This is a genomic window from Marinomonas dokdonensis, assembly GCF_052747885.1.
In genome coordinates, this window is the sequence record NZ_JBRAND010000002.1 from 531,061 (window position 1) to 552,447 (window position 21,387).

At 45.9% G+C, this 21,387-nt stretch carries 20 protein-coding genes; 17 read left to right on the forward strand and 3 right to left on the reverse strand.

Translation table 11 applies throughout. The features are described 5' to 3' along the window. From mraY to mutT, 13 genes are all read left to right on the forward strand, one after another. A complete protein-coding gene (gene mraY / locus ACUM5Y_RS06995; protein ID WP_445976156.1) occupies positions 1-1,083 on the forward strand; it encodes a phospho-N-acetylmuramoyl-pentapeptide-transferase in 1,083 nt (360 codons plus the stop codon). A gap of 8 nt (positions 1,084-1,091) precedes the next feature. Then, complete coding sequence (gene murD / locus ACUM5Y_RS07000; protein ID WP_445976157.1) at positions 1,092-2,444, forward strand: UDP-N-acetylmuramoyl-L-alanine--D-glutamate ligase; 1,353 nt, start codon at positions 1,092-1,094, stop codon at positions 2,442-2,444. Further along, on the forward strand, positions 2,441-3,634 hold the full coding sequence (gene ftsW / locus ACUM5Y_RS07005) for a putative lipid II flippase FtsW (protein WP_445976158.1): 1,194 nt from the start codon (positions 2,441-2,443) through the stop codon (positions 3,632-3,634). Before murD ends, ftsW begins: the two co-directional genes overlap by 4 nt. Then, entirely contained in the window at positions 3,634-4,707 is a 1,074-nt protein-coding gene (murG, locus tag ACUM5Y_RS07010) for an undecaprenyldiphospho-muramoylpentapeptide beta-N-acetylglucosaminyltransferase (protein ID WP_445976305.1), read from the forward strand. Before ftsW ends, murG begins: the two co-directional genes overlap by 1 nt. Continuing rightward, entirely contained in the window at positions 4,704-6,125 is a 1,422-nt protein-coding gene (murC, locus tag ACUM5Y_RS07015; RefSeq protein ID WP_445976159.1) for a UDP-N-acetylmuramate--L-alanine ligase, read from the forward strand. Before murG ends, murC begins: the two co-directional genes overlap by 4 nt. Positions 6,126-6,127: 2 nt before the next feature. After that, entirely contained in the window at positions 6,128-7,081 is a 954-nt protein-coding gene (locus ACUM5Y_RS07020; RefSeq protein ID WP_445976160.1) for a D-alanine--D-alanine ligase, read from the forward strand. Between the two features lie 3 nt (positions 7,082-7,084). Beyond that, on the forward strand, positions 7,085-7,765 hold the full coding sequence (locus ACUM5Y_RS07025) for a cell division protein FtsQ/DivIB (RefSeq protein WP_445976161.1): 681 nt from the start codon (positions 7,085-7,087) through the stop codon (positions 7,763-7,765). 75 nt (positions 7,766-7,840) lie between these two features. Next, the gene (gene ftsA, locus ACUM5Y_RS07030; RefSeq protein WP_445976162.1) at positions 7,841-9,112 is read left to right on the forward strand and encodes a cell division protein FtsA; all 1,272 of its coding nucleotides are present in this window, start codon (positions 7,841-7,843) and stop codon (positions 9,110-9,112) included. A 40-nt stretch (positions 9,113-9,152) separates the two neighbouring features. Beyond that, positions 9,153-10,388, forward strand: coding sequence for a cell division protein FtsZ (gene ftsZ / locus ACUM5Y_RS07035; RefSeq protein WP_445976163.1), 1,236 nt, complete (start codon positions 9,153-9,155; stop codon positions 10,386-10,388). Positions 10,389-10,494: 106 nt separating this feature from the next. Next, positions 10,495-11,412 carry a UDP-3-O-acyl-N-acetylglucosamine deacetylase gene (gene lpxC, locus ACUM5Y_RS07040; RefSeq protein ID WP_445976306.1) on the forward strand — a complete coding sequence of 306 codons (918 nt, stop codon included), beginning with the start codon at positions 10,495-10,497 and terminating at the stop codon, positions 11,410-11,412. A 143-nt stretch (positions 11,413-11,555) separates the two neighbouring features. Then, positions 11,556-14,264 (forward strand): preprotein translocase subunit SecA, encoded by a 2,709-nt coding sequence (secA, locus tag ACUM5Y_RS07045; RefSeq protein ID WP_445976164.1) that lies wholly within the window; start codon positions 11,556-11,558, stop codon positions 14,262-14,264. Positions 14,265-14,280: 16 nt separating this feature from the next. Beyond that, on the forward strand, positions 14,281-15,501 hold the full coding sequence (gene argJ / locus ACUM5Y_RS07050) for a bifunctional glutamate N-acetyltransferase/amino-acid acetyltransferase ArgJ (RefSeq protein ID WP_445976165.1): 1,221 nt from the start codon (positions 14,281-14,283) through the stop codon (positions 15,499-15,501). Further along, entirely contained in the window at positions 15,498-15,887 is a 390-nt protein-coding gene (gene mutT / locus ACUM5Y_RS07055) for an 8-oxo-dGTP diphosphatase MutT (protein WP_445976166.1), read from the forward strand. The genes argJ and mutT overlap by 4 nt, the downstream gene beginning before the upstream one ends. Before the next feature lie 67 nt (positions 15,888-15,954). On the opposite strand, the gene ACUM5Y_RS07060 is transcribed toward mutT, so the two are convergent. After that, complete coding sequence (locus ACUM5Y_RS07060) at positions 15,955-16,752, reverse strand: response regulator (RefSeq protein WP_445976167.1); 798 nt, start codon at positions 16,750-16,752, stop codon at positions 15,955-15,957. A gap of 125 nt (positions 16,753-16,877) precedes the next feature. Between ACUM5Y_RS07060 and ppiC the strand changes: the two genes are divergently transcribed. From ppiC to ACUM5Y_RS07080, 4 genes are all read left to right on the forward strand, one after another. Further along, positions 16,878-17,156, forward strand: coding sequence for a peptidylprolyl isomerase PpiC (gene ppiC, locus ACUM5Y_RS07065; RefSeq protein WP_445976168.1), 279 nt, complete (start codon positions 16,878-16,880; stop codon positions 17,154-17,156). A gap of 31 nt (positions 17,157-17,187) precedes the next feature. Continuing rightward, positions 17,188-17,613: a protein tyrosine phosphatase family protein gene (locus ACUM5Y_RS07070; RefSeq protein WP_445976169.1), complete on the forward strand. Its 426-nt coding sequence runs from the start codon at positions 17,188-17,190 to the stop codon at positions 17,611-17,613. 115 nt (positions 17,614-17,728) lie between these two features. After that, positions 17,729-18,340, forward strand: a complete 612-nt coding sequence (locus tag ACUM5Y_RS07075; protein WP_445976170.1) for a helix-turn-helix domain-containing protein — start codon at positions 17,729-17,731, stop codon at positions 18,338-18,340. 46 nt (positions 18,341-18,386) lie between these two features. Continuing rightward, entirely contained in the window at positions 18,387-19,733 is a 1,347-nt protein-coding gene (locus tag ACUM5Y_RS07080; RefSeq protein WP_445976171.1) for a class II 3-deoxy-7-phosphoheptulonate synthase, read from the forward strand. A gap of 90 nt (positions 19,734-19,823) precedes the next feature. Here ACUM5Y_RS07080 and ACUM5Y_RS07085 read toward each other — a convergent pair whose 3' ends face one another. Both ACUM5Y_RS07085 and ACUM5Y_RS07090 read right to left on the reverse strand, forming a co-directional pair. Next, positions 19,824-20,564: a GIY-YIG nuclease family protein gene (locus ACUM5Y_RS07085; protein ID WP_445976172.1), complete on the reverse strand. Its 741-nt coding sequence runs from the start codon at positions 20,562-20,564 to the stop codon at positions 19,824-19,826. A gap of 43 nt (positions 20,565-20,607) precedes the next feature. After that, the gene (locus ACUM5Y_RS07090; RefSeq protein WP_445976173.1) at positions 20,608-21,234 is read right to left on the reverse strand and encodes an O-methyltransferase; all 627 of its coding nucleotides are present in this window, start codon (positions 21,232-21,234) and stop codon (positions 20,608-20,610) included. Between the last annotated feature and the right edge of the window lie 153 nt (positions 21,235-21,387).

Consider the following 21,387-nt stretch of genomic DNA (forward strand, 5'->3'; position numbering starts at 1 on the left):
ATGTTACTTTTGCTCACGGCTTATTTAAGCAAATACTTCACTTTCTTCGCAGTATTCAATTATTTGTCACTGCGTGCCATTTTAGGTGTGTTAACAGCACTTGCGATTTCTTTGTTGATTGGTAACAAGGTGATTGTGTTATTGCAACGTTTGCAAATTGGTCAAGCGATTCGTAACGATGGTCCGCAAACCCATTTGAGTAAAGCCGGCACACCAACTATGGGTGGTGCACTGATCATTTTTTCTATCATAGTGAGTACCCTGTTATGGGGGGATCTAACAAATCAGTATGTTTGGGTGGTGTTGTTGGTCATGTTGTCTTTTGGCTTGATCGGCTGGGTAGATGATTACCGCAAGGTAGTAGAAAAGAACCCACGGGGCTTGCCCGCAAAATGGAAATACTTATGGCAGAGTGTGTTTGGTTTAGCGGCTGCTATTTTCTTGTATTGCACTGCCAGCACTCCAGCCGAAACGGCTTTGATTGTGCCGTTATTCAAAGACGTAGCGATTCCTCTGGGCATATTCTTTGTGGTGCTGACCTACTTTGTAATTGTTGGTACCAGTAATGCGGTCAACCTCACCGATGGTTTGGATGGATTAGCGATTCTCCCAACGGTATTGGTGGGTGGTGCATTAGGTGTGTTTGCTTACCTAACGGGTAACGTACGCTTTGCCGATTACTTGCTGATTCCCTATGTACAAGGTTCAGGTGAATTAATCGTTTTCTGTGCGGCCTTGGCTGGGGCGGGTTTAGGCTTTTTATGGTTCAACACCTATCCAGCACAAATCTTTATGGGCGATGTAGGTTCTCTTGCACTTGGCGCCTCTTTGGGTGTGATAGCTGTGATTGTTCGCCAAGAATTAGTGCTCTTCATCATGGGAGGTGTTTTCGTTATGGAAACCGTGTCGGTGATTTTGCAGGTTGCCTCCTATAAGCTCACCAAGCGACGGATTTTTCGCATGGCACCAATTCACCATCACTTCGAATTGAAGGGTTGGGCTGAGCCAAAAGTTATTGTGCGTTTCTGGATCATTACTGTGTGTTTGGTTCTGGTTGGTTTTGCCACCTTAAAAGTACGTTAGGAGTTGTCATGTCGTTGATCGGGTCAGATCGGATTAGAGCCGTAGTCGGCTTAGGCGCGACAGGTTTGTCTTGCGTACGCTTTTTACACAGTAAAGGCATTGAGTTTTTTGTGGTGGATTCTCGTGAAAACCCACCAGGGCTTGCTGAAGCTAAAAAGCTTTGCCCAGCGGATAAAATTTTCACTGGCGATTTATCTGTTTTAGAAACGCTAGGTGTTTCTGAACTTTATGTGAGCCCGGGCATTGCCCTAAGCACCCCTGTTCTCAAACGTTTAGCGGAATCCGGTGTTGCCATGCGTGGCGACATCGACTTGTTTTGCGATTACACAGAGACACCTTTTATTGCCATCACAGGCTCTAATGCCAAAAGTACGGTTACCACCTTGGTTGCTGAGCTGCTAAATGCCTGTGGTAAAAAAGCCCTAGCGGGTGGTAATTTGGGTTTGCCAGCGTTAGACCTTTTATCTACCTCTGCTGATTTTTATGTCTTGGAACTTTCCAGCTTTCAATTAGAAACCACTCATGCCTTAAAAGCAGATTTGGCGTGTCTGCTGAATGTTTCTGAAGATCACATGGATCGTTACCAAGATCTGTATGAATACCAAAGGGTGAAGCAAAAGGTTTACCGTGGTTGCAAAGCGGCAGTCTGTAACAAGCAAGATATTTTGACGGCTCCTTTATTGGCCGAGAATACCCCAGTACGAGCCTTTACAACTAAAAGCCCTGATTTAAAAGAATACGGCATTTTGCCTGATAGCGATGGCGTATGGTTGTGTCGTGGCGTGCAGCGCTTGTATCACAGCGCCAATATTTCCCTGCAAGGCTCGCATAATCATGCCAACGTGTTGGCTGCTTTGGCAATGATCGAATTGCTGGGTGAAGAAGTATTAAATCCTGCTATTGCAACCGCCTTGGCAAACTTTAAAGGCTTACCTCACCGTTGTGAAACAGTGCGTCAATTGAATGGTGTGACCTACATTAATGACTCTAAAGGGACAAATGTCGGGGCAACATTGGCGGCCCTTGAAGGGCTAGGCGATAGCGCTAAGAAAAACCTCTACTTGATTTTGGGTGGTGAGGGCAAAGGGGCGGATTTCAGTCCTTTGTGTAAGGCACTACAAGATTTTGTGTGCAAGCTCTATGTGTTTGGCCGTGATGCCCAAGTGATTGCCAAGGATGTGTCAAGCAGTGGGGTGGAGCTGGTGTTCGCCGAAGACTTGGCCGAGATAGTCGCACAAGTGGCGCTGCAAGCTCAGCAAGGTGACATAGTGTTGTTTTCGCCATCCTGTGCAAGCTTCGATATGTACAAAAATTATGAAGTCCGCGGTGAGCACTTTGCTCAATTGGTCGCTGAACTATGAAAATACTGAGCTATTTTGACAGAGTATCCCTACGAGAACTGGCCGTCGTGGATGCGGTTTTCATAGCCTCGGTGGTTTCTATTTTAGCCTTGGGCATCGTAATGGTGTCCAGCGCATCGATTTCTATTTCCGAAAGTATCCATGGTCACCCTTACTTCTTCATGGGGCGTCAATTTCTATATCTCATTTTAGGTTTGGTGTTTGGCTGGGTGCTGTTGTCATTACCCACTGAGCAGTTACAAAAGTGGGGGGTGTGGATGATGGCGCTATCCTTGCTTTTGCTTGTGCTGGTATTGGTACCGGGCGTAGGCAAAAGTGTAAATGGTAGTCGTCGTTGGATTAACCTAGTGGTATTTAACCTGCAAGCCTCCGAAGTCGCCAAGGTCTGTATGGTGGTCTACATCTCAGGCTATCTAGTTCGACGAGCAGATCGTGTTCGTCAGGGCTGGATTGGTTTTATATTGCCCTTGTGTCTCTGTGGCGTGTTCCTATTATTCCTATTGTTAGAGCCAGACTTTGGTGCTTCCGTGGTGTTACTGGGAACCGTTATGGCGTTATTGTTTCTTGGTGGCGCGCCCTTGTATCAATTCTTGGCACTTTTGGCCATGGCGGTGGTGGTACTAGGTGGTGTTGCTATTTCCGAAAGTTATCGGATGAAACGCCTAATGAACTTTATTGACCCATGGGCTGACCCCTTTAACGAGGGCTATCAATTGAGTCAGGCATTAATCGCATACGGTCGAGGAGAGTGGTTTGGTCTTGGCTTGGGCAACAGTGTACAAAAGCTTTCTTATTTACCCGAAGCGCACACCGACTTTGTGTTCTCTATCTGGGTGGAAGAAACCGGCATGGCCGGTGGTTTGTTGCTGATTATCCTGTTTGGCATCATGGTTGCTCGTGCTTTTAAAATAGGCCATCGAGCTCTTGAATTGGCCAAACCCTTTTCAGCCTATATGTGCTTTGGTTTTGCCATTCTTATTCTAGCGCAGGTTATTATCAATATCGGTGTGAACACCGGCTTCCTTCCGACCAAAGGGCTTACTCTGCCCTTAATAAGTTATGGGGGCAGTAGCTTGATTATTACGCTGGGTAGCTTGTTTGTTGTGGCTAGAGTGGATATAGAAAATAAACGCGCCCAAAGAACGTTGGCTTCTGCAGACGGTGAAATGATGAAAGGTGAAATGTCATGATGAGTGGAGTTAAGCGAGTTGTCATTATGGCAGGTGGCACCGGCGGTCATATTTATCCGGCTCTTGCTTGTGCTCAGAGTTTTAAAGACCGCAATATCGATGTGCAGTGGTTGGGCTCAAAAGGGGGAATGGAAGAACGTCTAGTCCCCGAGCACGAGATTACGGTGCATTCTTTATCTATTAAAGGTGTGCGCGGAAAAGGTGTATTTGGGTTGTTGGCCGCGCCGTTTAGAGTTTTGCATGCTATTGGTCAAGCTGTGGCTATTTTGCAAAAGCTCAAGCCCGATGTCGTGCTAGGTATGGGGGGCTTTGTCGCAGGACCTGGTGGTGTGGCGGCAAAATTATTGGGTATACCCTTGGTTATTCACGAGCAAAATGCGGTAGCAGGAACCACCAATAGGCTGCTGGCGAAAGTGGCTAATGTTAAATTAGAGGCTTTTGATGGCGCTTTGGACAGTGCCGTTCATGTGGGCAATCCAATACGCAAAGATATTCTTAGGCAAGACATGCGTCCTTCTCGACAAGATGGCGCACGACCATTAAAGCTATTAGTGGTTGGCGGAAGTCTGGGCGCGAAAGCCATTAATGATGTGTTGCCTCAGGTATTGGCGCAATGGCCACATGCACAAAGACTCGATGTGTGGCATCAAACTGGCATTAAGAATTTTGATGAAGTTGCCAAGAGCTACGCGGACAGTGAGGTTGAGGCGAGAGTTGAGCCTTACCTAGAAAATATTAATCAAGCTTATTATTGGGCAGATGTGGTGTTATGCCGCGCAGGTGCCATGACGATCAGTGAATTGGCGGTGGCAGGTTTACCTTCTATCTTAGTGCCGTATCCTCATGCCATTGATGATCATCAAACGGCCAATGCCCGTTATTTGGAGAAGGTTGATGCGGCGTATTTATTGCCCCAGCCTGAGCTCTGCGTAGATAAAGTTATTCAGTTACTTTCCGAATTTATTAAAGACGAGGAAAGGTTATTTAATATGGGTATGCAAGCCAAAATGGTGGCCTACCCAAATGCCACACAAGATGTCGTGGCGCATTGTTTAAGGTTGAAAACAGCATGATGGATAATAAAACCCAATACGATATTCCGGCCATGCGCCGCATACAAAATATTCATTTTATCGGAATTGGTGGTGTCGGCATGTGTGGCATTGCTGAGGTCTTGCATAACCAAGGTTATCAGGTTTCGGGTTCCGATATGAAGGCTTCTTCTACCACAGATAGATTAGAGTCTTTAGGGATTAAAGTCTTTATTGGTCATGTGGAAGCCAATGTTCATGATGCCCACGTAATTGTGGTGTCGACTGCCATCAATGAGGAAAATCCAGAAATTATTTGGGGTAAAGAGCATCGTATTCCTATTGTGCGCCGTGCTGAAATGTTGGCTGAGCTAATGCGTTACCGCCACGGTATTGCGGTGGCAGGAACTCACGGTAAAACCACAACCACCAGTTTAATGGCTTCTGTCTTGGCTGCTACAGGTGAAGCGCCGACATTCGTTATCGGTGGTCGTCTAACCAGTGCTGGGACGAATGCTCAGCTTGGTAGTAGCTCCTATTTGGTAGCAGAGGCTGATGAGAGTGATGCTTCCTTCCTGCACCTACAACCTCAAACCGTCATCATTACCAATATTGATGAAGACCACATGGACACTTATGGCGGTGACTTCGAGAAGGTGAAGCATACCTTCGTGGAGTTTGTTCATAACTTACCTTTCTATGGTTTGGCTGTGTTGTGTGTGGACGATGCTAATGTGCGTGAAATCTTGCCGTCTTTGAGTCGTCCAGTGCTGACGTACGGTATTGATGAAGAAGCGGACTTTTACGCTACGGATATCGTTCAAACAGGTCGCTACTGTGAATTTTTAGCACATCGCCCAGAGGGTGAGCCGCTGAAAATTCGTTTGCCAATGCCGGGTCGACATAATGTACTTAATGCCTTGTCGACCATTGCTGTAGCAAGTGACCTTGGGGTGGATGATGCCGCCATACAATTAGGACTAATGGGCTTTGAAGGTGTGGGGCGACGTTTCCAAGAGCAGGCGCCTTTAGCGATTGCGGATGGCTCGGAAGTGATGTTTGTGGATGACTATGGTCATCACCCTAGTGAGGTTTTGGCGACCATTAAAGCCATACGTGCGGGTTGGCCAGAAAAACGTCTTGTTATGGTGTACCAACCCCACCGATATTCACGTACGCGCGATCTTTATGAAGACTTCGTGCGAGTGTTGTCAAAAGTCGATGTGCTCTTGCTGCTCGATGTGTATGCCGCAGGGGAAACACCCGTTAATGGCGCTGACAGTCGTTCTTTGTGTGGCAGTATTCGTCAGTTAGGCAGCGTAGACCCGATCCACATCGCAGATGTGGGCGATTTGCGCTCAATTTTGAATAATATTTTGCGCGATGGTGATCTCCTAATCACTCAAGGCGCGGGTGATATTGGTAACGTTTCCAAGCAACTGGCGGAGAGTGGAATTTAATCATGACACAATCATTAAAGCAGTCGGTAATTGCAGTAATTTATGGTGGTCGTTCTGCCGAGCGTGAAGTGTCTTTGCAAAGTGGCAAATTAGTGGCCCAGGCATTGTCTTCTCAGGGGTATCAGGTCGTTGAAATAGACCTTTATGGTGAAGGTGCAGCACTAGACCCTGTTAAGCAATTACAAGAAGTCGTCTTTGATCTTGCCTTCATTGCGTTACATGGTGGTGAGGGTGAAGATGGTCGTATCCAAGGCTTGCTAGAGATGCTAGAGAGGCCTTACACAGGCAGTTCGCCTTTGGCCTCAGGTTTGGCTATGGATAAGGTTCTCACCAAGCGTTACTGGAATGGCATTGGCATCGCAACGCCTGCTTATTTGTCTTTCGAAGGGCAAGCTGATGTGGAAGCCATTGAAGCGGCAATGAGTTACCCCTTGATCGTTAAGCCTTCCCGTGAAGGCTCTACCATAGGCATCAACAAGGCTGGTAACCGCGCAGAGCTTGAATCGGCATTGCAAGGCGCTTTGGTGTACGATTCAGCTATCTTGGTAGAAGAGTTTGTTGATGGGCCTGAATACACAGTGACCGTCATTGATGATGTAGCGTATCCGGCCATCGGCTTAAAAGCATCGGAAGATCATGTCTTGTATGACTATGATGCCAAGTATCTTGCTGAAGACACTCAGTATTTGCTGCCTTGCGGTCTTTCAGAAGACGATGAAAACGAACTGCAAAGCCTGGCCCTAGAAGCTTATCTTTCTCTGGGCTGTTCTGGTTGGGGGCGCGTCGATGTGATGCGTGACCAAGCAGGTAAGTTTTGGGTGCTGGAAGTCAACACGGCACCGGGTATGACTTCCCATAGCCTAGTGCCTATGGCTGCCAAGCATGTGGGCATGGAATACCCAGCCCTAGTCGAAAAAATTGCTTTGGATGCTTGGTGTAAAGCCGAGCAGGCTTAGGTTATGAGACTGGCATTATTAATTGGCGCCGTGCTACTGATACTGGTGGCCAGCTTGCAAGGCGGGGATGACGCCGAAAGCTGGTTTGCCATTAAAAAGGTGTCGGTAGAGGGTGAGCTGAAATACAGTCAAAGTGCTGAGCTGGAGCAAGAATTCTCCGATCTTCTTGGGCGCAGTTTATTAGATGTTGAAATTGCCGATGTACTGGCCTTGGCAAAGTCCTCTCCTTGGGTGGAAAATGCTCAGGTGCGCAAAGTGTGGCCAGATTCCTTGACGGTTACAGTCGTTGAGCATACGCCACTTGCCTATTGGCAGGATAGGCAATTAATTTCCACTAAAGCGGTAGTCTTTATGCCGCATAGTCTTCCTGAGTTGCCGCTCCCTCATTTGTTTGGTCCATCGGATTCCAGTGATATTGTCCTTGAACAATTTGGATTGATCAGTCAGATGCTTTCTGCAAGTTCTTTACGCATCGCTTCGTTGACTTTAGAGGCTCGTGGGGCGTGGAATGTAGTCTTTGCCAACGGTATTGCCGTAAAGCTGGGTCGAGAGGAAATTTTAGAGAGATTACAGCGCTTTATCGCTGTCTATAAAAGTGATTTATCAGGTAGAATAGAGGGAATAACCTCCGTAGACGCTCGTTATCCTCATGGGGTAGCGGTTGGATGGAAAGAAAATAATTAAACTTGGCCTATTTGTTGCTTTTTTAATCACAAAGCAGGTCGAGTTGCTTAAAAAACATGGTACCGGGAAGGTGAAATGATAGTCGGGTTGGATGTAGGCACATCAAAAGTTATTTGTTTAGTTGGCGAAGTGCAGGCTGATGGCAAGTTGGAAATTGTTGGTATTGGCTCGCATTCCTCAAAAGGCATGAAACGTGGTGTGGTCATCAACATCGAATCAACCGTACAGTCAATTCAACGTGCGGTTGAAGAAGCAGAATTGATGGCAGGGTGTAACATACATTCTGTTTATGTGAGTGTTGCGGGAAGCCATATTCGAAGCCTTAACTCCCACGGTATTGTGGCGGTGAAAGGTGGTGAAGTTGAGCAGGAAGATATCGATCGAGTAATTGATGCCGCCCAAGCTGTGCCAATATCCTCTGATCAGCGAGTACTGCACATCTTGCCGCAAGAATACAACATCGACTCACAAGAAGGGATCAAAGATCCGCTTGGTATGTCAGGTGTACGTTTGGAAGCAAATGTTCATTTGATATCAGGGGCCTTGAATGCAGTGGTTAACGTTGAGAAATGTATTCAGCGCTGTGGTCTTGGAGTAGATGGTGTGATTCTTTCACAACTTGCTTCGAGCGAGTCATCCCTAAGTGATGATGAAAAAGAATTAGGTGTTTGTCTGATCGATATCGGCGCTGGTACTTCAGATATTGCGGTTTGGTTAGATGGTGCATTGCATCACACAGCCGTCATACCGGTAGCAGGTGATCAGGTAACAAATGATATTTCTATGGCATTGCGAACACCCACGCAACATGCGGAAGAAATTAAAGTTAAATACGCTTGTGCCATGTCGTCTATGGCGTCAGCGGACCAAGTTTTAGAGGTGCCGAGTGTCGGTGATCGTCAACCAAGATCGATCTCAAGGCACGCTTTAACCGAAGTGGTTGAGGCAAGGTACGAAGAAATTTACAACTTAATTCAAGATGAATTAAGGCGCAGCGGATTTGCTGAGCGAATCCCTGCAGGTATTGTAATTACTGGTGGTACGTCCTTGATGGAAGGTGCTTGTGAGCTGGCTGAGAAGATATTTCAGATGCCAGTGAGACTTGCGGTACCAGATAATGCTAAAGGAATGTCAGATATTGTCGATAACCCGGTATATTCAACAGGAGTTGGATTATTGGCTTACGGAAGTAAAGAGGCTGAGATGACTGCACCCTCTAAACAATCAATGTCTAAGACGCAAACTAAACGAGAAGCCTCAGTGCTGGTTGCAAAAGAAATTGGGTCATCCTTCAGTGCAGCGAAGGCTTGGCAGAAGTTAAAACACTGGTTTCAAAGTTACATGTAAACAGTATTGAGTGCGAATTAATTTAAGGAGCAACAGGTCCATGAACGTCTTTGATTTGGCCGATGAAAATTTATCAGAAAACGCAGTAATTAAAGTAGTTGGTGTCGGTGGTGGTGGCGGTAACGCTGTTCGTCACATGTTACAAAACCAACTGGAAGGTGTTGAGTTTATTTGTGCAAACACCGACTCAAAAGCATTGATTGGCTTTGATACTGGGGTTTCATTGCAACTTGGCTCCGCTATTACAAAAGGCTTGGGGGCGGGTGCGAACCCAGAAGTAGGGCGTGACTCTGCTTTAGAAGATCAAGAAAAAATTACTCAGTTGTTAAGTGGCGCCGATATGGTGTTTATCACAGCGGGTATGGGGGGCGGTACCGGAACCGGTGCAGCACCCGTTATTGCAAAAGTTGCTAGAGAATTAGGGATTTTGACTGTTGCTGTAGTAACACGTCCTTTCCCATTCGAAGGTCGTCGTCGCGCTAAAGTGGCTGACGAAGGTGTTAAAGAATTGCGCGATAATGTCGATTCCTTAATTACCGTGCCAAACGAAAGACTTCTACCAGTGCTGGGCAAAAACATTTCTTTGTTGAAAGCCTTTGGTGAAGCCAATAACGTTTTATACAACGCGGTGCAAGGTATTACTGACCTTATCATGCGTCCAGGTTTGATTAACGTCGATTTCGCCGACGTTAGAACGGTAATGTCCGAAATGGGACTTGCCATGATGGGTACGGGTTCTGCATCTGGTGATGACAGAGCGCGAGTAGCGGCTGAAGCAGCTATCCATAACCCATTGCTAGAAGATATTAATTTAAAAGGCGCTCGCGGTGTCTTGGTTAACATCACGGCCAACGAAGAAGTAGGTTTGTCAGAGTTTACCGAAGTGGGCGGCATTATCGAAGAATATGCATCGGAAGATGCGACGGTAGTAATCGGTTGCGCGATTGATCCAAGTGTTGGTGATGAAATGCGCGTGACTGTGGTAGCGACAGGATTGGAAGGTCGTGCTGATGTGGAGATGAAATCTGCCATTGGTGAGTCCGTTGTTTCCTCTCAGTCTGCTGCTTCTAAAGTGGAGCGCGTAGTTGAAGAAGTAGCGCCCCCAGCTGTCACGGTTAAAGCTGTAGCAGCGCCCGTAGAAAGTGTTAGAAGTGAAGCTGAAGAGAAAAGCCCAGAAGCAGAATTAAGTGATTCAAACGAATCTAATTCGGCCTCAGGCGGAGACAAGTTGTCTTATTTGGATATTCCCGCGTTCTTGCGTCGTCAAGCTGACTAGTTTGCGTAAAAAAGATGCAAAGTAGACGCGGTGAATTGTATAAAAATTGCGTTATTGATATTATTTCTCAAAGAGTAATATCTTGTCATTAGATTGTAGGAATATGATGGTACGTCAACACACATTAAAAAACATTATTCGAGCGACTGGAGTGGGTTTACACTCTGGTGAGAAGGTGTATTTGACATTAAAACCAGCTCCTGTGAATACAGGTATCGTTTTTGTGCGCACAGACTTGGATCCAGTTGTAGAGATTCATGGTGACGCAAAAGCTGTTGGTTCGACTAACTTTGCCACTGCTTTATGTCAAGGCGACGTTAAAGTAAGCACAGTAGAGCATCTACTGTCGGCAATGGCTGGTCTTGGTGTTGACAATGCCTATGTTGAAGTGAGCGCAAGCGAGATTCCACTAATGGATGGCAGTGCTAGTCCTTTCGTGTTTCTTTTGCAGTCCGCTGGCTTAGAAGCGCAAAACGCGCCGAAGAAATTTATCAAAATCAAGAAGCCGATTCGTGTGGATGATGGTGATAAATTTGCAACGCTTGAGCCTCATACAGGTTTCCGCTTGTCATTCGAAATCGACTTCGAGCACCCTGCAATCGGTGAAGATGTTCAAAAAACATCATTCGACTTTTCGACAACGACTTTCGTTAAAGAAATCAGTCGCGCTCGTACCTTTGGTTTCATGAAAGACCTAGAGTACTTCAAGGATAACAACCTTGCTCGTGGTGCTAACATGGACAACGCCATCGTACTGGATGATTTCCGTGTATTGAATGACGAAGGTTTGCGTTACCGAGACGAGCTAGTGCGTCACAAGGTATTGGATGCAATTGGTGACTTGTACTTGTTGGGCCACAGTTTAATTGGTGAATACAAGGCTTATAAGTCTGGCCATGCATTGAATAACAAGTTGTTGTTGGCATTGCTAGAACAACAAGACGCTTGGGAATACGTTGTCTTTGAAGACGAAAGTCAAACAACGGCTATTTCTTATACAGACCCAGCCCTTGTTGGTGCATAACACTCTAGATTGTTAAGCCCTGTCTACAAAAAACCAGACTATATGTCTGGTTTTTTTGTGTTTAAGACCTTGATATTTCATGTTTTGTCACACATTACCATGGTAGACTCTATTCATTACTAATTGGCTGCGTTGTATTCATAATGTTGGGAAATGTACTTAAAAAAATCGTCGGAACTAAGAATGACCGAGAAGTGAAACGACTAAGAAAAGTCGTTGCTCAAATTAATAAATTTGAAGAAGCCTTTGGCAAATTATCAGATGATGATCTGTCAGCTAAAACAGGTGAATTTAGAGAAAGAATTCAAAATGGTGAGTCAGTTGACTCATTACTTCCTGAAGCCTTTGCCGTTGTGCGTGAAGGTAGCCAGCGCGTTATGGGTATGCGTCATTTCGATGTTCAGCTTATCGGCGGTATGGTGCTTAACGAAGGTAAAATTGCCGAGATGCGTACCGGTGAGGGTAAAACCCTGGTGGCAACCCTCGCAGTTTACCTGAACGCCTTGTCTTCTAAGGGAGTGCACGTCGTTACAGTGAACGACTACCTGGCGAAGCGTGATGCGAACTGGATGCGTCCGTTATACGAATTTCTAGACATGAGTGTTGGTGTGGTCTTCTCCGGCCAAGAGCGCGATGATAAAAAAGCTGCTTATCTATGTGATATCACCTACGGTACCAATAACGAGTTTGGTTTCGATTACTTGCGTGACAACATGGTGTTCCGCTTTGAAGACCGTGTGCAGCGTGACCTTCACTTTGCTGTGGTCGATGAAGTTGACTCCATCCTAATCGATGAGGCGCGTACCCCACTTATTATCTCTGGTGCGGTGGAAGACAGTTCAGAGCAATATCGCAAGATCAATCAGTTAGCTCCTTTGCTGGTTAAGCAAGAGCCTGCTGCAGAAGGTGAAGAGCAAGAAGCGACAGGGCATTATGTTTACGACGAGTCTCAGCGTAGCATCGAGTTAACAGAAGAAGGTCATTCTTTTGTTGAGGGCTGGTTGGTTGAGCAAGAAATGCTGCAAGAAGGCGATAGTCTATACGCCGCTGGCAACCTGACTTTGTTGCACCACGTACATGCTTGTTTGAAAGCTCATGTTATCTTCAAGAAAAACGTAGATTACGTTATTCAAGGGGATCAAATCGTTATCGTCGACGAGCATACTGGCCGTACTATGGCGGGTCGTCGTTGGTCTGAGGGTATTCACCAAGCGGTAGAAGCGAAAGAAGGTGTGACCATTCAGGCAGAGAGCCAAACCTTAGCTTCTACCACCTTCCAGAACTACTTCCGTTTGTACGAAAAGCTATCTGGCATGACAGGTACAGCGGATACGGAAGCGTTCGAATTCCAACAAATTTACAACCTGCCTGTAGTGGTTATCCCAACCAATCGCCAAGTTCAGCGTAAAGATTTCAATGACCTTATCTACATGTCCACGGAAGACAAATTCCAAGCCATTGTGTTGGACATTGAAGAGCACGTTAAGCAAGGTCGTCCAATTTTGGTGGGTACAGCGTCGATTGATTACTCAGAGTTGCTATCCAACTTCTTAACGAAAAAGAATGTTAAGCATAACGTGTTGAATGCGAAACAGCATGAGCGTGAAGCAGAGATAGTTGCTGAAGCAGGTCGTCCCGGTGCGGTTACGATCGCTACCAATATGGCCGGTCGTGGTACCGATATCATGTTGGGTGGTAACTTACAGGTTGAATTGGATCAATTAGGCGAAGGTGCGAGCCAAGAAGCCATAGATGCATTAAAAGCCGATTGGCAGCAGCGTCATGAGTCCGTGTTGGCCGCAGGTGGTTTGCATATCATTGGTACTGAGCGTCACGAGTCACGCCGTATTGATAACCAGTTGCGAGGTCGTGCAGGTCGTCAAGGTGACGTAGGTTCTTCTCGATTCTACTTATCCCTAGAAGACAACTTGATGCGTATTTTTATGTCTGACCGCATCAAGAAAATGATGATGGCATTGGGTATGGAAAAAGGCGAAGCCATCGAGCACAAAATGGTGTCTAACGCGATCGAAAAAGCCCAGCGTAAAGTTGAAGGTAGAAACTTTGATACCCGTAAACAACTGCTTGAATACGATGATGTAGCAAACGATCAGCGTCAAGTTATCTACCGTCAGCGTTATGAAATGATGACATCGGATGACTTGTCTGATGCGATCGGCGCGATGCGCGAAGAAGTGGTGAGTGGTGTTATTGATGAATTTATCCCACCGCAAAGTATCTTTGACCTTTGGGATCTACAAGGTCTGGAAGAGAAAATTCGTAACGAGTTTGGTCTGGATCTACCGATTGCCCAATGGGTGGAAGAAGATAAGAAGCTTTACGAAGAACCTCTACGTCAGAAAATTCTTGATAGCTTCCTAGCAGACTACGAAATGAAAGAGTCTGTAGCGGGTGCAGATCCACTACGCTCATTTGAAAAACAAGTCTTGCTACAAGTGCTTGATACCTTATGGAAAGAGCACCTGCAAACTATGGATATGCTACGCCAAGGTATTCACTTGCGTGGTTATGCTCAGAAAAACCCGAAACAGGAATACAAGCGTGAAGCGTTTGAGCTATTCCAAGGTTTGCTAGAGCAGATTAAATTTGAAGTCGTGCAGGTTGTGACGCGAGTAAAAGTCCAATCAGCAGAAGAGGCTGAAAAAATTGAAGAGGCTCGTCGTCTTCAAGAAGCAAACACTCGTATGAGTACCTCTCATGCAGAACCAGAAGAAGAGTCAAATGCAGCACCAGCTGGCGGCGCTTCAGATGTGCCTAAAGTGGGACGTAATGAGCCTTGCCCTTGTGGTTCGGGTAAAAAATACAAACAGTGTCACGGTAAACTGGTTTAGTAGAGGAAAAAGTTAAATGGCAGTAGGTTTGCACGACTTTCCTGCGATTCCTGAAATTAAAGGGGTTCGCATTGGTGTAGCAGAGGCTGGAATTAAGAAGCCGAACAAAAAAGATTTAGTTATCTTTGAATTGTGTGAAGGGGCTTCTGTTGCCGGTGTATTTACTCAAAATGCATTTTGCGCGGCACCGGTTCGAATTTGTCAGCAGCATTTGCAGACGTCGGACATCCGCTATCTGCTCATTAATACGGGTAACGCTAATGCAGGCACAGGCAAGCCAGGCCTAGAGAACGCCACTCGAACTTGTGAAGCCTTGGCAGAGCAAGTGAAGGTGCCTGTGTCGAGCATCCTGCCGTTTTCAACGGGTGTGATCGGCGAACCTCTCCCTGTCGATAAAATCCTTGCGGGTATTCCTCAAGCCATTGCTAAGTTCAGTACGGATGATTGGCAGGCCGCTGGCACTGGCATTATGACCACAGACACCTTGCCCAAAGGCTCTGTGCGTCAATTTGAATTTGATGGTGTGACTTACACGGTTGCAGGTATTTCTAAAGGGGCGGGTATGATCCGCCCTAACATGGCCACTATGTTGGGTTATGTATTTAGTAATATCGCCATGGATCAAGCTGTGCTTCAGCAAATGCTTAAGCAAGCGACTAACAAAAGCTTTAACCGCATTACTGTAGACAGTGATACCTCTACTAATGACTCTTGCATTGCAGTGGCAACGGGTAGGGCGCAGAACCCTATGGTGACAGTGATTGACTCACCTTTAGCGAAAGCTTTTTATGCCGCTTTTGAAGAAGTGATGCTAGAACTTGCCCATGCCATTGTACGTGATGGTGAAGGGGCGACTAAATTTGTTACCGTTGAGGTGAAAGGCGCGAAACTAGCTGCCGATGCCACCAAAATCGCCTTTGAAATTGCCCATTCGCCACTGGTAAAAACGGCTCTGTTTGCATCTGATCCAAATTGGGGGCGAATCCTTGCTGTGGTTGGTCGTGCGGGAGCGGAGTATCTAGACGTAGATAAAGTGGATCTCTCGATCAATGGTGTGGAAATCGCCAGCCAAGGTGGTTTGTCTCCACGCTATTCCGAAGCGTTAGGGCAAGAAGCTATGGCGCCAGAAGAAATTCATATCTGTGTGGATTTGAATCTGGGTGAGCAGCAAGACGTCGTTTGGACGACAGATTTCTCTCATGAGTATGTCACCATCAACGCAGACTACCGTACATGAAGCGAGTGATTGTCGCTGCGGGTGTGATTGTTCGCGATGATAAGGTGTTCCTTGCTTTGCGTAAACCTGATCAGCATCAGGGTAACCTTTGGGAGTTTCCCGGAGGAAAATGCGAAGCGGATGAGTTGCCAGAGCATGCTTTGAGCCGTGAGTTGCAAGAAGAGTGTGGTATTAAAGTGACGAATTGCAGTTTGCTGGAAACCATTAGCCATGATTACGCTGATAAACATGTTGCCTTACACTTTTTTAAGGTCACAGGTTTTGAGGGGGAACCTGTTGGCAAAGAGGGGCAAGCAGTTGCTTGGGTGCCTTTCAGCGAATTGAGGGATTACCAATTTCCTGAAGCCAATCAGGCCATTGTTGATAAATTGCTTCAGCAAGCTTAGGTGATAGCTAAGCTGCAACCAAAAAAGAGCGCACTAGGCGCTCTTTTTTTAGCTCTGTCGTTATTGGCTAGTTTAAAATTTGCGCCAGCAGTTGTCTTACCGTGCTTGGTTCAAATGGTTTGCCACAAATTGCATCAACGCCTTCTTGAACTATGTTAGACAGCTGGCTGTCCTCGGCGTTAGAACTCACCATTAAAATTGGAATGTGTGCCAACAGGGGGCTGTTGCGTACGGCTTCAGTAAGCTCTCGACCATCCATTTCTGGCATGTTGTAGTCGGTGATGATGAGGTCAAACTCTTGCTCATTAAGGCGCTCTAGGGCTTCTTTGCCATGTTCGGCAAATTCGATGTTTTCAATGCCCATGCTGTTCAGCATTTTGGCAATGTGTTTGCGGGCCATAGGGCTATCGTCGGTAATTAGCACGTTTAGCGTTTTTGGGTCAAACAACTCAAGATCAATGTCTTCTTCAGCAATCAAATCCAGTGTGGCGCGAATGGCTCGGTTCAAATCTTTATTGGTGAAAGGCTTTGGCAAGATGGCCAATACACCAGACTGACGTAAATGCTCAAGATGCTCGCGATTACGCTCGCTGGAAATAAGCATGAAGCATTGATCTTCGGTATCTGGGTTGTTACGAATTTTATCGATTAATTCGTTGGCTGTGCCATCAGGAAGGTACATGGAAGAAATAATCAAATCCGGTGGGAAAGTCGCCAGTGTCTCTAGAGTGCTGGCAATACTGTTGGCAAACTCAATTTGTCTTATGCCTGCTTCACCAAGAGCATGTGCGATGATTTTGCGCTGGGTTTCAGAGGGTTCGACCAGTAAAAAAGAGAGATCACTGATTGCTGCGTATGTGCTCATAGAGTAAACAACCTTATAGTTATATACAGACTTAACTGTCAGTGTAATGGATACTTAAGATTAATTTTACCACATCAAATAGGTTAGAATGTTCTATTTGGTTAAAATGACAAGTGAGAAGGGTTATGGCGAGCGCAAGTGCATGTCACATTTTGGTGAAAACAAAAAAAGAAGCAGAACAGATTCAGCAAAAGCTGGAGAAGGGTGGTGACTTTTATAAGTTGGCAAAGCAGTTTTCTACTTGCCCTTCCGGAAAAAAGGGCGGCGACTTAGGTGAATTTAGAAAGGGTGACATGGTTCCAGCCTTTGATCGTGCCGTATTCAACGGACCTTTATTAAAGGTACAGGGGCCGATTAAAACACAATTTGGCTATCACCTGATTAAAGTACTCTACCGCAGCTAATAGCATATTTTAACAGTGAGGAGTTTTGGCAATGAATGATCCAGTTTTATTAGAAAATAATTACTTTGTGGCGCCGCAAATTCAGCAAGAAGATCTTTTGGCTTTAAAAGCCATGGGCTTTCAGCGCATTATCAATAACCGCCCTGATGGTGAAAGTGATGATCAGCCTTTATCGACGGAGCTAAAAGCGGTTGCGCTGGATTTGGGTTTGGAATACGTAGAAAACGCCATTGACCTTAAACTGCTGAGCCAGGCGCATGTAGATAGCCAAGCAGCCGCCTTGAGCGAAGCGAAAAAAACCTTGGCCTTTTGTCGTACAGGGACGCGCTCTTCCGTACTTTGGGTGCTGATGCAAAATGCTCAAGGCGGCAACTATACAGAGCTTTCAGCGGCTGTGGCTGCAAAAGGCTTTGATTTATCACGCTGTGAAGCGGCGATGGCACCATTGGTAAAATAATAGTGCATGGCGGGTGCTTATCTTGGTTGAGCAATATGTGTAAAACACTTATTAAGGCTGGGTTGTGCTTGTTTCTTTTAGTAAACTTGCCGAAAGAATTTTTTATGGGTGAATTATGGTAAGTAGACCATCATTGGAAACTGCAACGGCATCCGATCCTGATCGCTTTGTTGAGCCTTTAGAGCTGGGCAAGCGCGTTAAAGAGATCCGTTTGTCGAAAGGTTGGACGCTTGAAGAGGTGGGGAAAAGGACGGGGATCGCCCGCTCAACCTTGTCGAAAATTGAAAATGATCAGGTGTCACCAAGTTTTACCATAGTGCAAAAGCTCATTCAGGGGTTGGGGATGGATCTTCCGCAATTGTTTGTGGAGGCCAGTGAGTTTTCGATCGCCGGTAGGCGTGATATTACCCGCAAGGGAAAAGGCGAAGCTCATCCCACCGCCACCTATGAGCATGAGTTGCTAAATTACTCCATTAGCCGCAAAAAAATGGTGCCCTTTAAAACCAAGGTGCGTGCCCGTTCGTTTGATGAATTTAAAGAGTGGGTTCGTCACGATGGAGAAGAATTCTTATTGGTTTTGCAGGGTAAAATTAATTTTTTCTCTGAACTCTATGAACCAATTGAATTAAAAGAAGGAGACAGTGTGTATTATGATGCCACCATGGGACACGCAGTCGTCTCTTTGTCAGCAAAAGATGCAGAAATACTTTGGGTTGTGGCTAGGTAACGGCCCTCTAATAATAAATATCTAAATAATAAGGCTTTAGAAAATTATGAAACAATGGAACTTAACAAGTTGGAAAGAAAAGACAGCATTACAGCAGCCTGTCTATCCTAACCTTGAGCACTTGGCTCAAGTGGAAAATACGTTAGGAAAAATGCCTCCTCTTGTTTTTGCAGGTGAAGCACGTCAATTGAAAAATGCTTTAGCGCAAGTAGCGAATCGTCAGTCATTTTTATTGCAGGGTGGCGATTGTGCTGAAAGTTTTGCAGAGTTTCATGCCAACAATATTCGTGACACCTTTAAAGTCATGCTGCAAATGGCGGTGGTGTTAACTTACGCTGGAAAATGCCCAATCGTGAAAGTGGGTCGTATGGCTGGGCAGTTTGCTAAGCCAAGATCGGCTGGAATGGAAACAGTTAATGGTGTAGAGCTGCCGAGTTACCGTGGTGATATCATCAACGGCATTGAATTTTCTGAGCAAGCTCGTATTCCAGACCCTGAGCGTTTAGTTCAGGTATACAACCAAAGTGCCTCAACCATGAATTTGCTGCGTGCTTTCTCTCAAGGTGGCTTTGCAGACCTACATGAAGTGCATAAGTGGAATTTGGATTTCTTGAATGCCAGCCCAGCAGGCAGTCGTTTCCAAGGTGTGGCTGATAAAATTGACGATGCGTTGCAATTTATGGAAGCCTGCGGCGTTGGTGGCGGTATGAACCAACTGAAAGAAACAGAATTCTATACATCCCACGAAGCGCTGCTATTGCCTTACGAGCAAGCTCTGACCCGTCAGGACAGCCTAACAGGGGATTGGTATGACTGTTCTGCCCACATGTTGTGGATTGGTGACCGTACTCGTCAACTTGATGGTGCCCATGTAGAATTCTTACGCGGTGTGAAAAACCCAATTGGGGTGAAAGCAGGCCCATCTATGGACCCTGAAGACCTATTGCGCTTGTGTGATGTGCTAAACCCTGAAAACGAAGCGGGCCGTTTGAACATTATTGTTCGTATGGGTGCCGACAAAGTAGAAGATGGCATGCCGAAGCTGATTCAAGCGATTCAGCGTGAAGGCAAGCAAGTGGTTTGGAGTAGTGATCCAATGCACGGCAATACTGTCAAAGCTTCTACGGGCTACAAAACTCGCCGCGTCGAAGATGTATTGAAAGAAGTCCAACAGTTCTTCCAAGTACATAGTGCAGAAGGTAGCTACGCAGGTGGTGTGCATTTCGAAATGACAGGCCAAAATGTGACGGAGTGTGTCGGTGGTGCCTTTGAAGTGACGGAAGCAGATCTTGCGGATCGCTACCATACTCATTGTGATCCACGTCTAAATGCTGATCAGTCTTTGGAATTGGCGTTTATGATTTCCGATACGTTGAAAAAAGCGCGCGCCTAAAGAGTGTAGAGCTAACCTTCTCGGGTGGCTGACAATAAAAAAGCCCCAGCAGAGTGAAAATTCTGCTGGGGCTTTTTAGTCTGAAAAATACTAGCCTTTGCGGCGTCTAAACGCAGAGGTTGCAGACTTTGAAGTGATGTCAATCTTAGCCATGATAAGTGACATTTCTTCGGCTTCTGCTTGTTGCTGAGCCTTAAGTTTTTCTTCACGCTCTTTTTTTGCAACTCTTTCGGCTTCGTTCAGCATCTTTTGAATACTGGCTTTGCTTTTGGCGCGTGGTGCAGTTTTCTTAGGTTGTGTTGGTGTTGCCGCCGGTGTGTCGAGGCGGTCTTCACCAATAAGTTCGCTGAAAAAAGACTTGGCCGTAGGTTTTGGTTCTACAATGGCTTTGCTTGGCAATTCAACGGTTTTTTTTACCGCTGTTTTGCGAGTCTTTTTTGGTACTTCGGCGGTAGAAACACCATTTGCATCAAACAAGGCTTTTTTACCGAAGCTTAGGCCTGCCGCTTTTTCGGCGGTTTGGGCAATCTTGTAGCCACGCAGACTTTCGCCGTTGTAGATAGAGATGTAATCTTTTTCTAATTCGTACAGTTCCTGCTTATCTTCTGTTTCGAAAAGCTCTTCTACTGTAAATGCGTCGGCCGAATGATCCCTGATGTCATTGTAAAGTGGGAAATCCAATCCCTCATTCGTTGCTTCAACGTATTGCTCAAAACGTTGAAAGCCACTATTGAACGACGTTCCAATATAGTGTTTGCCGGAAATGTTATTTGTGATTTTAAAAACGACCAAAATCGCTGCCTCTTTTTTAGTGACGTTTAAATAGCACATAAAGCCCACTCGCTTTTGGCGAGTGGGCTTTATGAAAATAGGGTTAGTGTTTTACTACGAGGTTGAGACCGTCGCGAACATTTAGGTGAACATTCTCAACTCGATTATCTTGTGCAATCAGGCGATTAAGCTGATTAACAGCGATGTCGCTGTTTTCTTGTGGGTCCAGAACACGCCCTTGCCATATGGAGTTGTCGATAATGATTAAACCGCCAGAACTTACGAGAGGCAGTACTGCTTCATAGTAGTTAAGGTAGTTGCGCTTATCGGCATCGATAAAGACAAGGTCAAATTCGCCCTCTAGAGTCTCAATAGTCTCTAAGGCTGGGCCAAATATTGGCGTGATTTTGTGTCCGTGGGGGCTGCGATCAAAAAAAGTTTGTGCAAATTCGATTGCTCTTGGATTGGTTTCGCAGCAAATAAGGGAGCCGTCTGCTGGCATGCCTTCAGCAATAGAGAGGGCCGAATAGCCAGTAAACATGCCGATTTCTAGGGCGCGCTTAGGTTGCTTTAGGCGCGTCAATAGCTTCAGTGTGCGGCCAATGGTTTTGCCTGACAACTTATTTGGGTAACCCATATCAGAATACGTTTTTTCAACGAGTTCCAATAAAAGTTCAGGTTCTGATTGAGTAGTCTCAATGCAGTAATCGTCAAGATCTTGAAAATCCATAAAGCCTTTGTGTTGAAGATATCGATAAATCGGATCGCAATTTTACCTTGAGTACAGAGAAAGTCTATGGCTGAAAGGAAGAAAAAAGCCTTGATTTTCCTAGAAGGCCACTATCTTTGGGGTGGCTGAATTAGAAAGCTAAATTACAGTCGC

Excerpts from the sequence above, each read along its gene's own strand:
- mraY (WP_445976156.1), top strand. The coding sequence starts at position 1 with ATGTTACTTTTGCTCACGGCTTATTTAAGCAAATACTTCACTTTCTTC.
- murD (WP_445976157.1), top strand. The coding sequence starts at position 1,092 with ATGTCGTTGATCGGGTCAGATCGGATTAGAGCCGTAGTCGGCTTAGGC.
- ftsW (WP_445976158.1), top strand. The coding sequence starts at position 2,441 with ATGAAAATACTGAGCTATTTTGACAGAGTATCCCTACGAGAACTGGCC.
- murG (WP_445976305.1), top strand. The coding sequence starts at position 3,634 with ATGAGTGGAGTTAAGCGAGTTGTCATTATGGCAGGTGGCACCGGCGGT.
- murC (WP_445976159.1), top strand. The coding sequence starts at position 4,704 with ATGATGGATAATAAAACCCAATACGATATTCCGGCCATGCGCCGCATA.
- ACUM5Y_RS07020 (WP_445976160.1), top strand. The coding sequence starts at position 6,128 with ATGACACAATCATTAAAGCAGTCGGTAATTGCAGTAATTTATGGTGGT.
- ACUM5Y_RS07025 (WP_445976161.1), top strand. The coding sequence starts at position 7,085 with ATGAGACTGGCATTATTAATTGGCGCCGTGCTACTGATACTGGTGGCC.
- ftsA (WP_445976162.1), top strand. The coding sequence starts at position 7,841 with ATGATAGTCGGGTTGGATGTAGGCACATCAAAAGTTATTTGTTTAGTT.
- ftsZ (WP_445976163.1), top strand. The coding sequence starts at position 9,153 with ATGAACGTCTTTGATTTGGCCGATGAAAATTTATCAGAAAACGCAGTA.
- lpxC (WP_445976306.1), top strand. The coding sequence starts at position 10,495 with ATGGTACGTCAACACACATTAAAAAACATTATTCGAGCGACTGGAGTG.
- secA (WP_445976164.1), top strand. The coding sequence starts at position 11,556 with ATGTTGGGAAATGTACTTAAAAAAATCGTCGGAACTAAGAATGACCGA.
- argJ (WP_445976165.1), top strand. The coding sequence starts at position 14,281 with ATGGCAGTAGGTTTGCACGACTTTCCTGCGATTCCTGAAATTAAAGGG.
- mutT (WP_445976166.1), top strand. The coding sequence starts at position 15,498 with ATGAAGCGAGTGATTGTCGCTGCGGGTGTGATTGTTCGCGATGATAAG.
- ACUM5Y_RS07060 (WP_445976167.1), bottom strand. The coding sequence starts at position 16,752 with ATGAGCACATACGCAGCAATCAGTGATCTCTCTTTTTTACTGGTCGAA.
- ppiC (WP_445976168.1), top strand. The coding sequence starts at position 16,878 with ATGGCGAGCGCAAGTGCATGTCACATTTTGGTGAAAACAAAAAAAGAA.
- ACUM5Y_RS07070 (WP_445976169.1), top strand. The coding sequence starts at position 17,188 with ATGAATGATCCAGTTTTATTAGAAAATAATTACTTTGTGGCGCCGCAA.
- ACUM5Y_RS07075 (WP_445976170.1), top strand. The coding sequence starts at position 17,729 with ATGGTAAGTAGACCATCATTGGAAACTGCAACGGCATCCGATCCTGAT.
- ACUM5Y_RS07080 (WP_445976171.1), top strand. The coding sequence starts at position 18,387 with ATGAAACAATGGAACTTAACAAGTTGGAAAGAAAAGACAGCATTACAG.
- ACUM5Y_RS07085 (WP_445976172.1), bottom strand. The coding sequence starts at position 20,564 with ATGTGCTATTTAAACGTCACTAAAAAAGAGGCAGCGATTTTGGTCGTT.
- ACUM5Y_RS07090 (WP_445976173.1), bottom strand. The coding sequence starts at position 21,234 with ATGGATTTTCAAGATCTTGACGATTACTGCATTGAGACTACTCAATCA.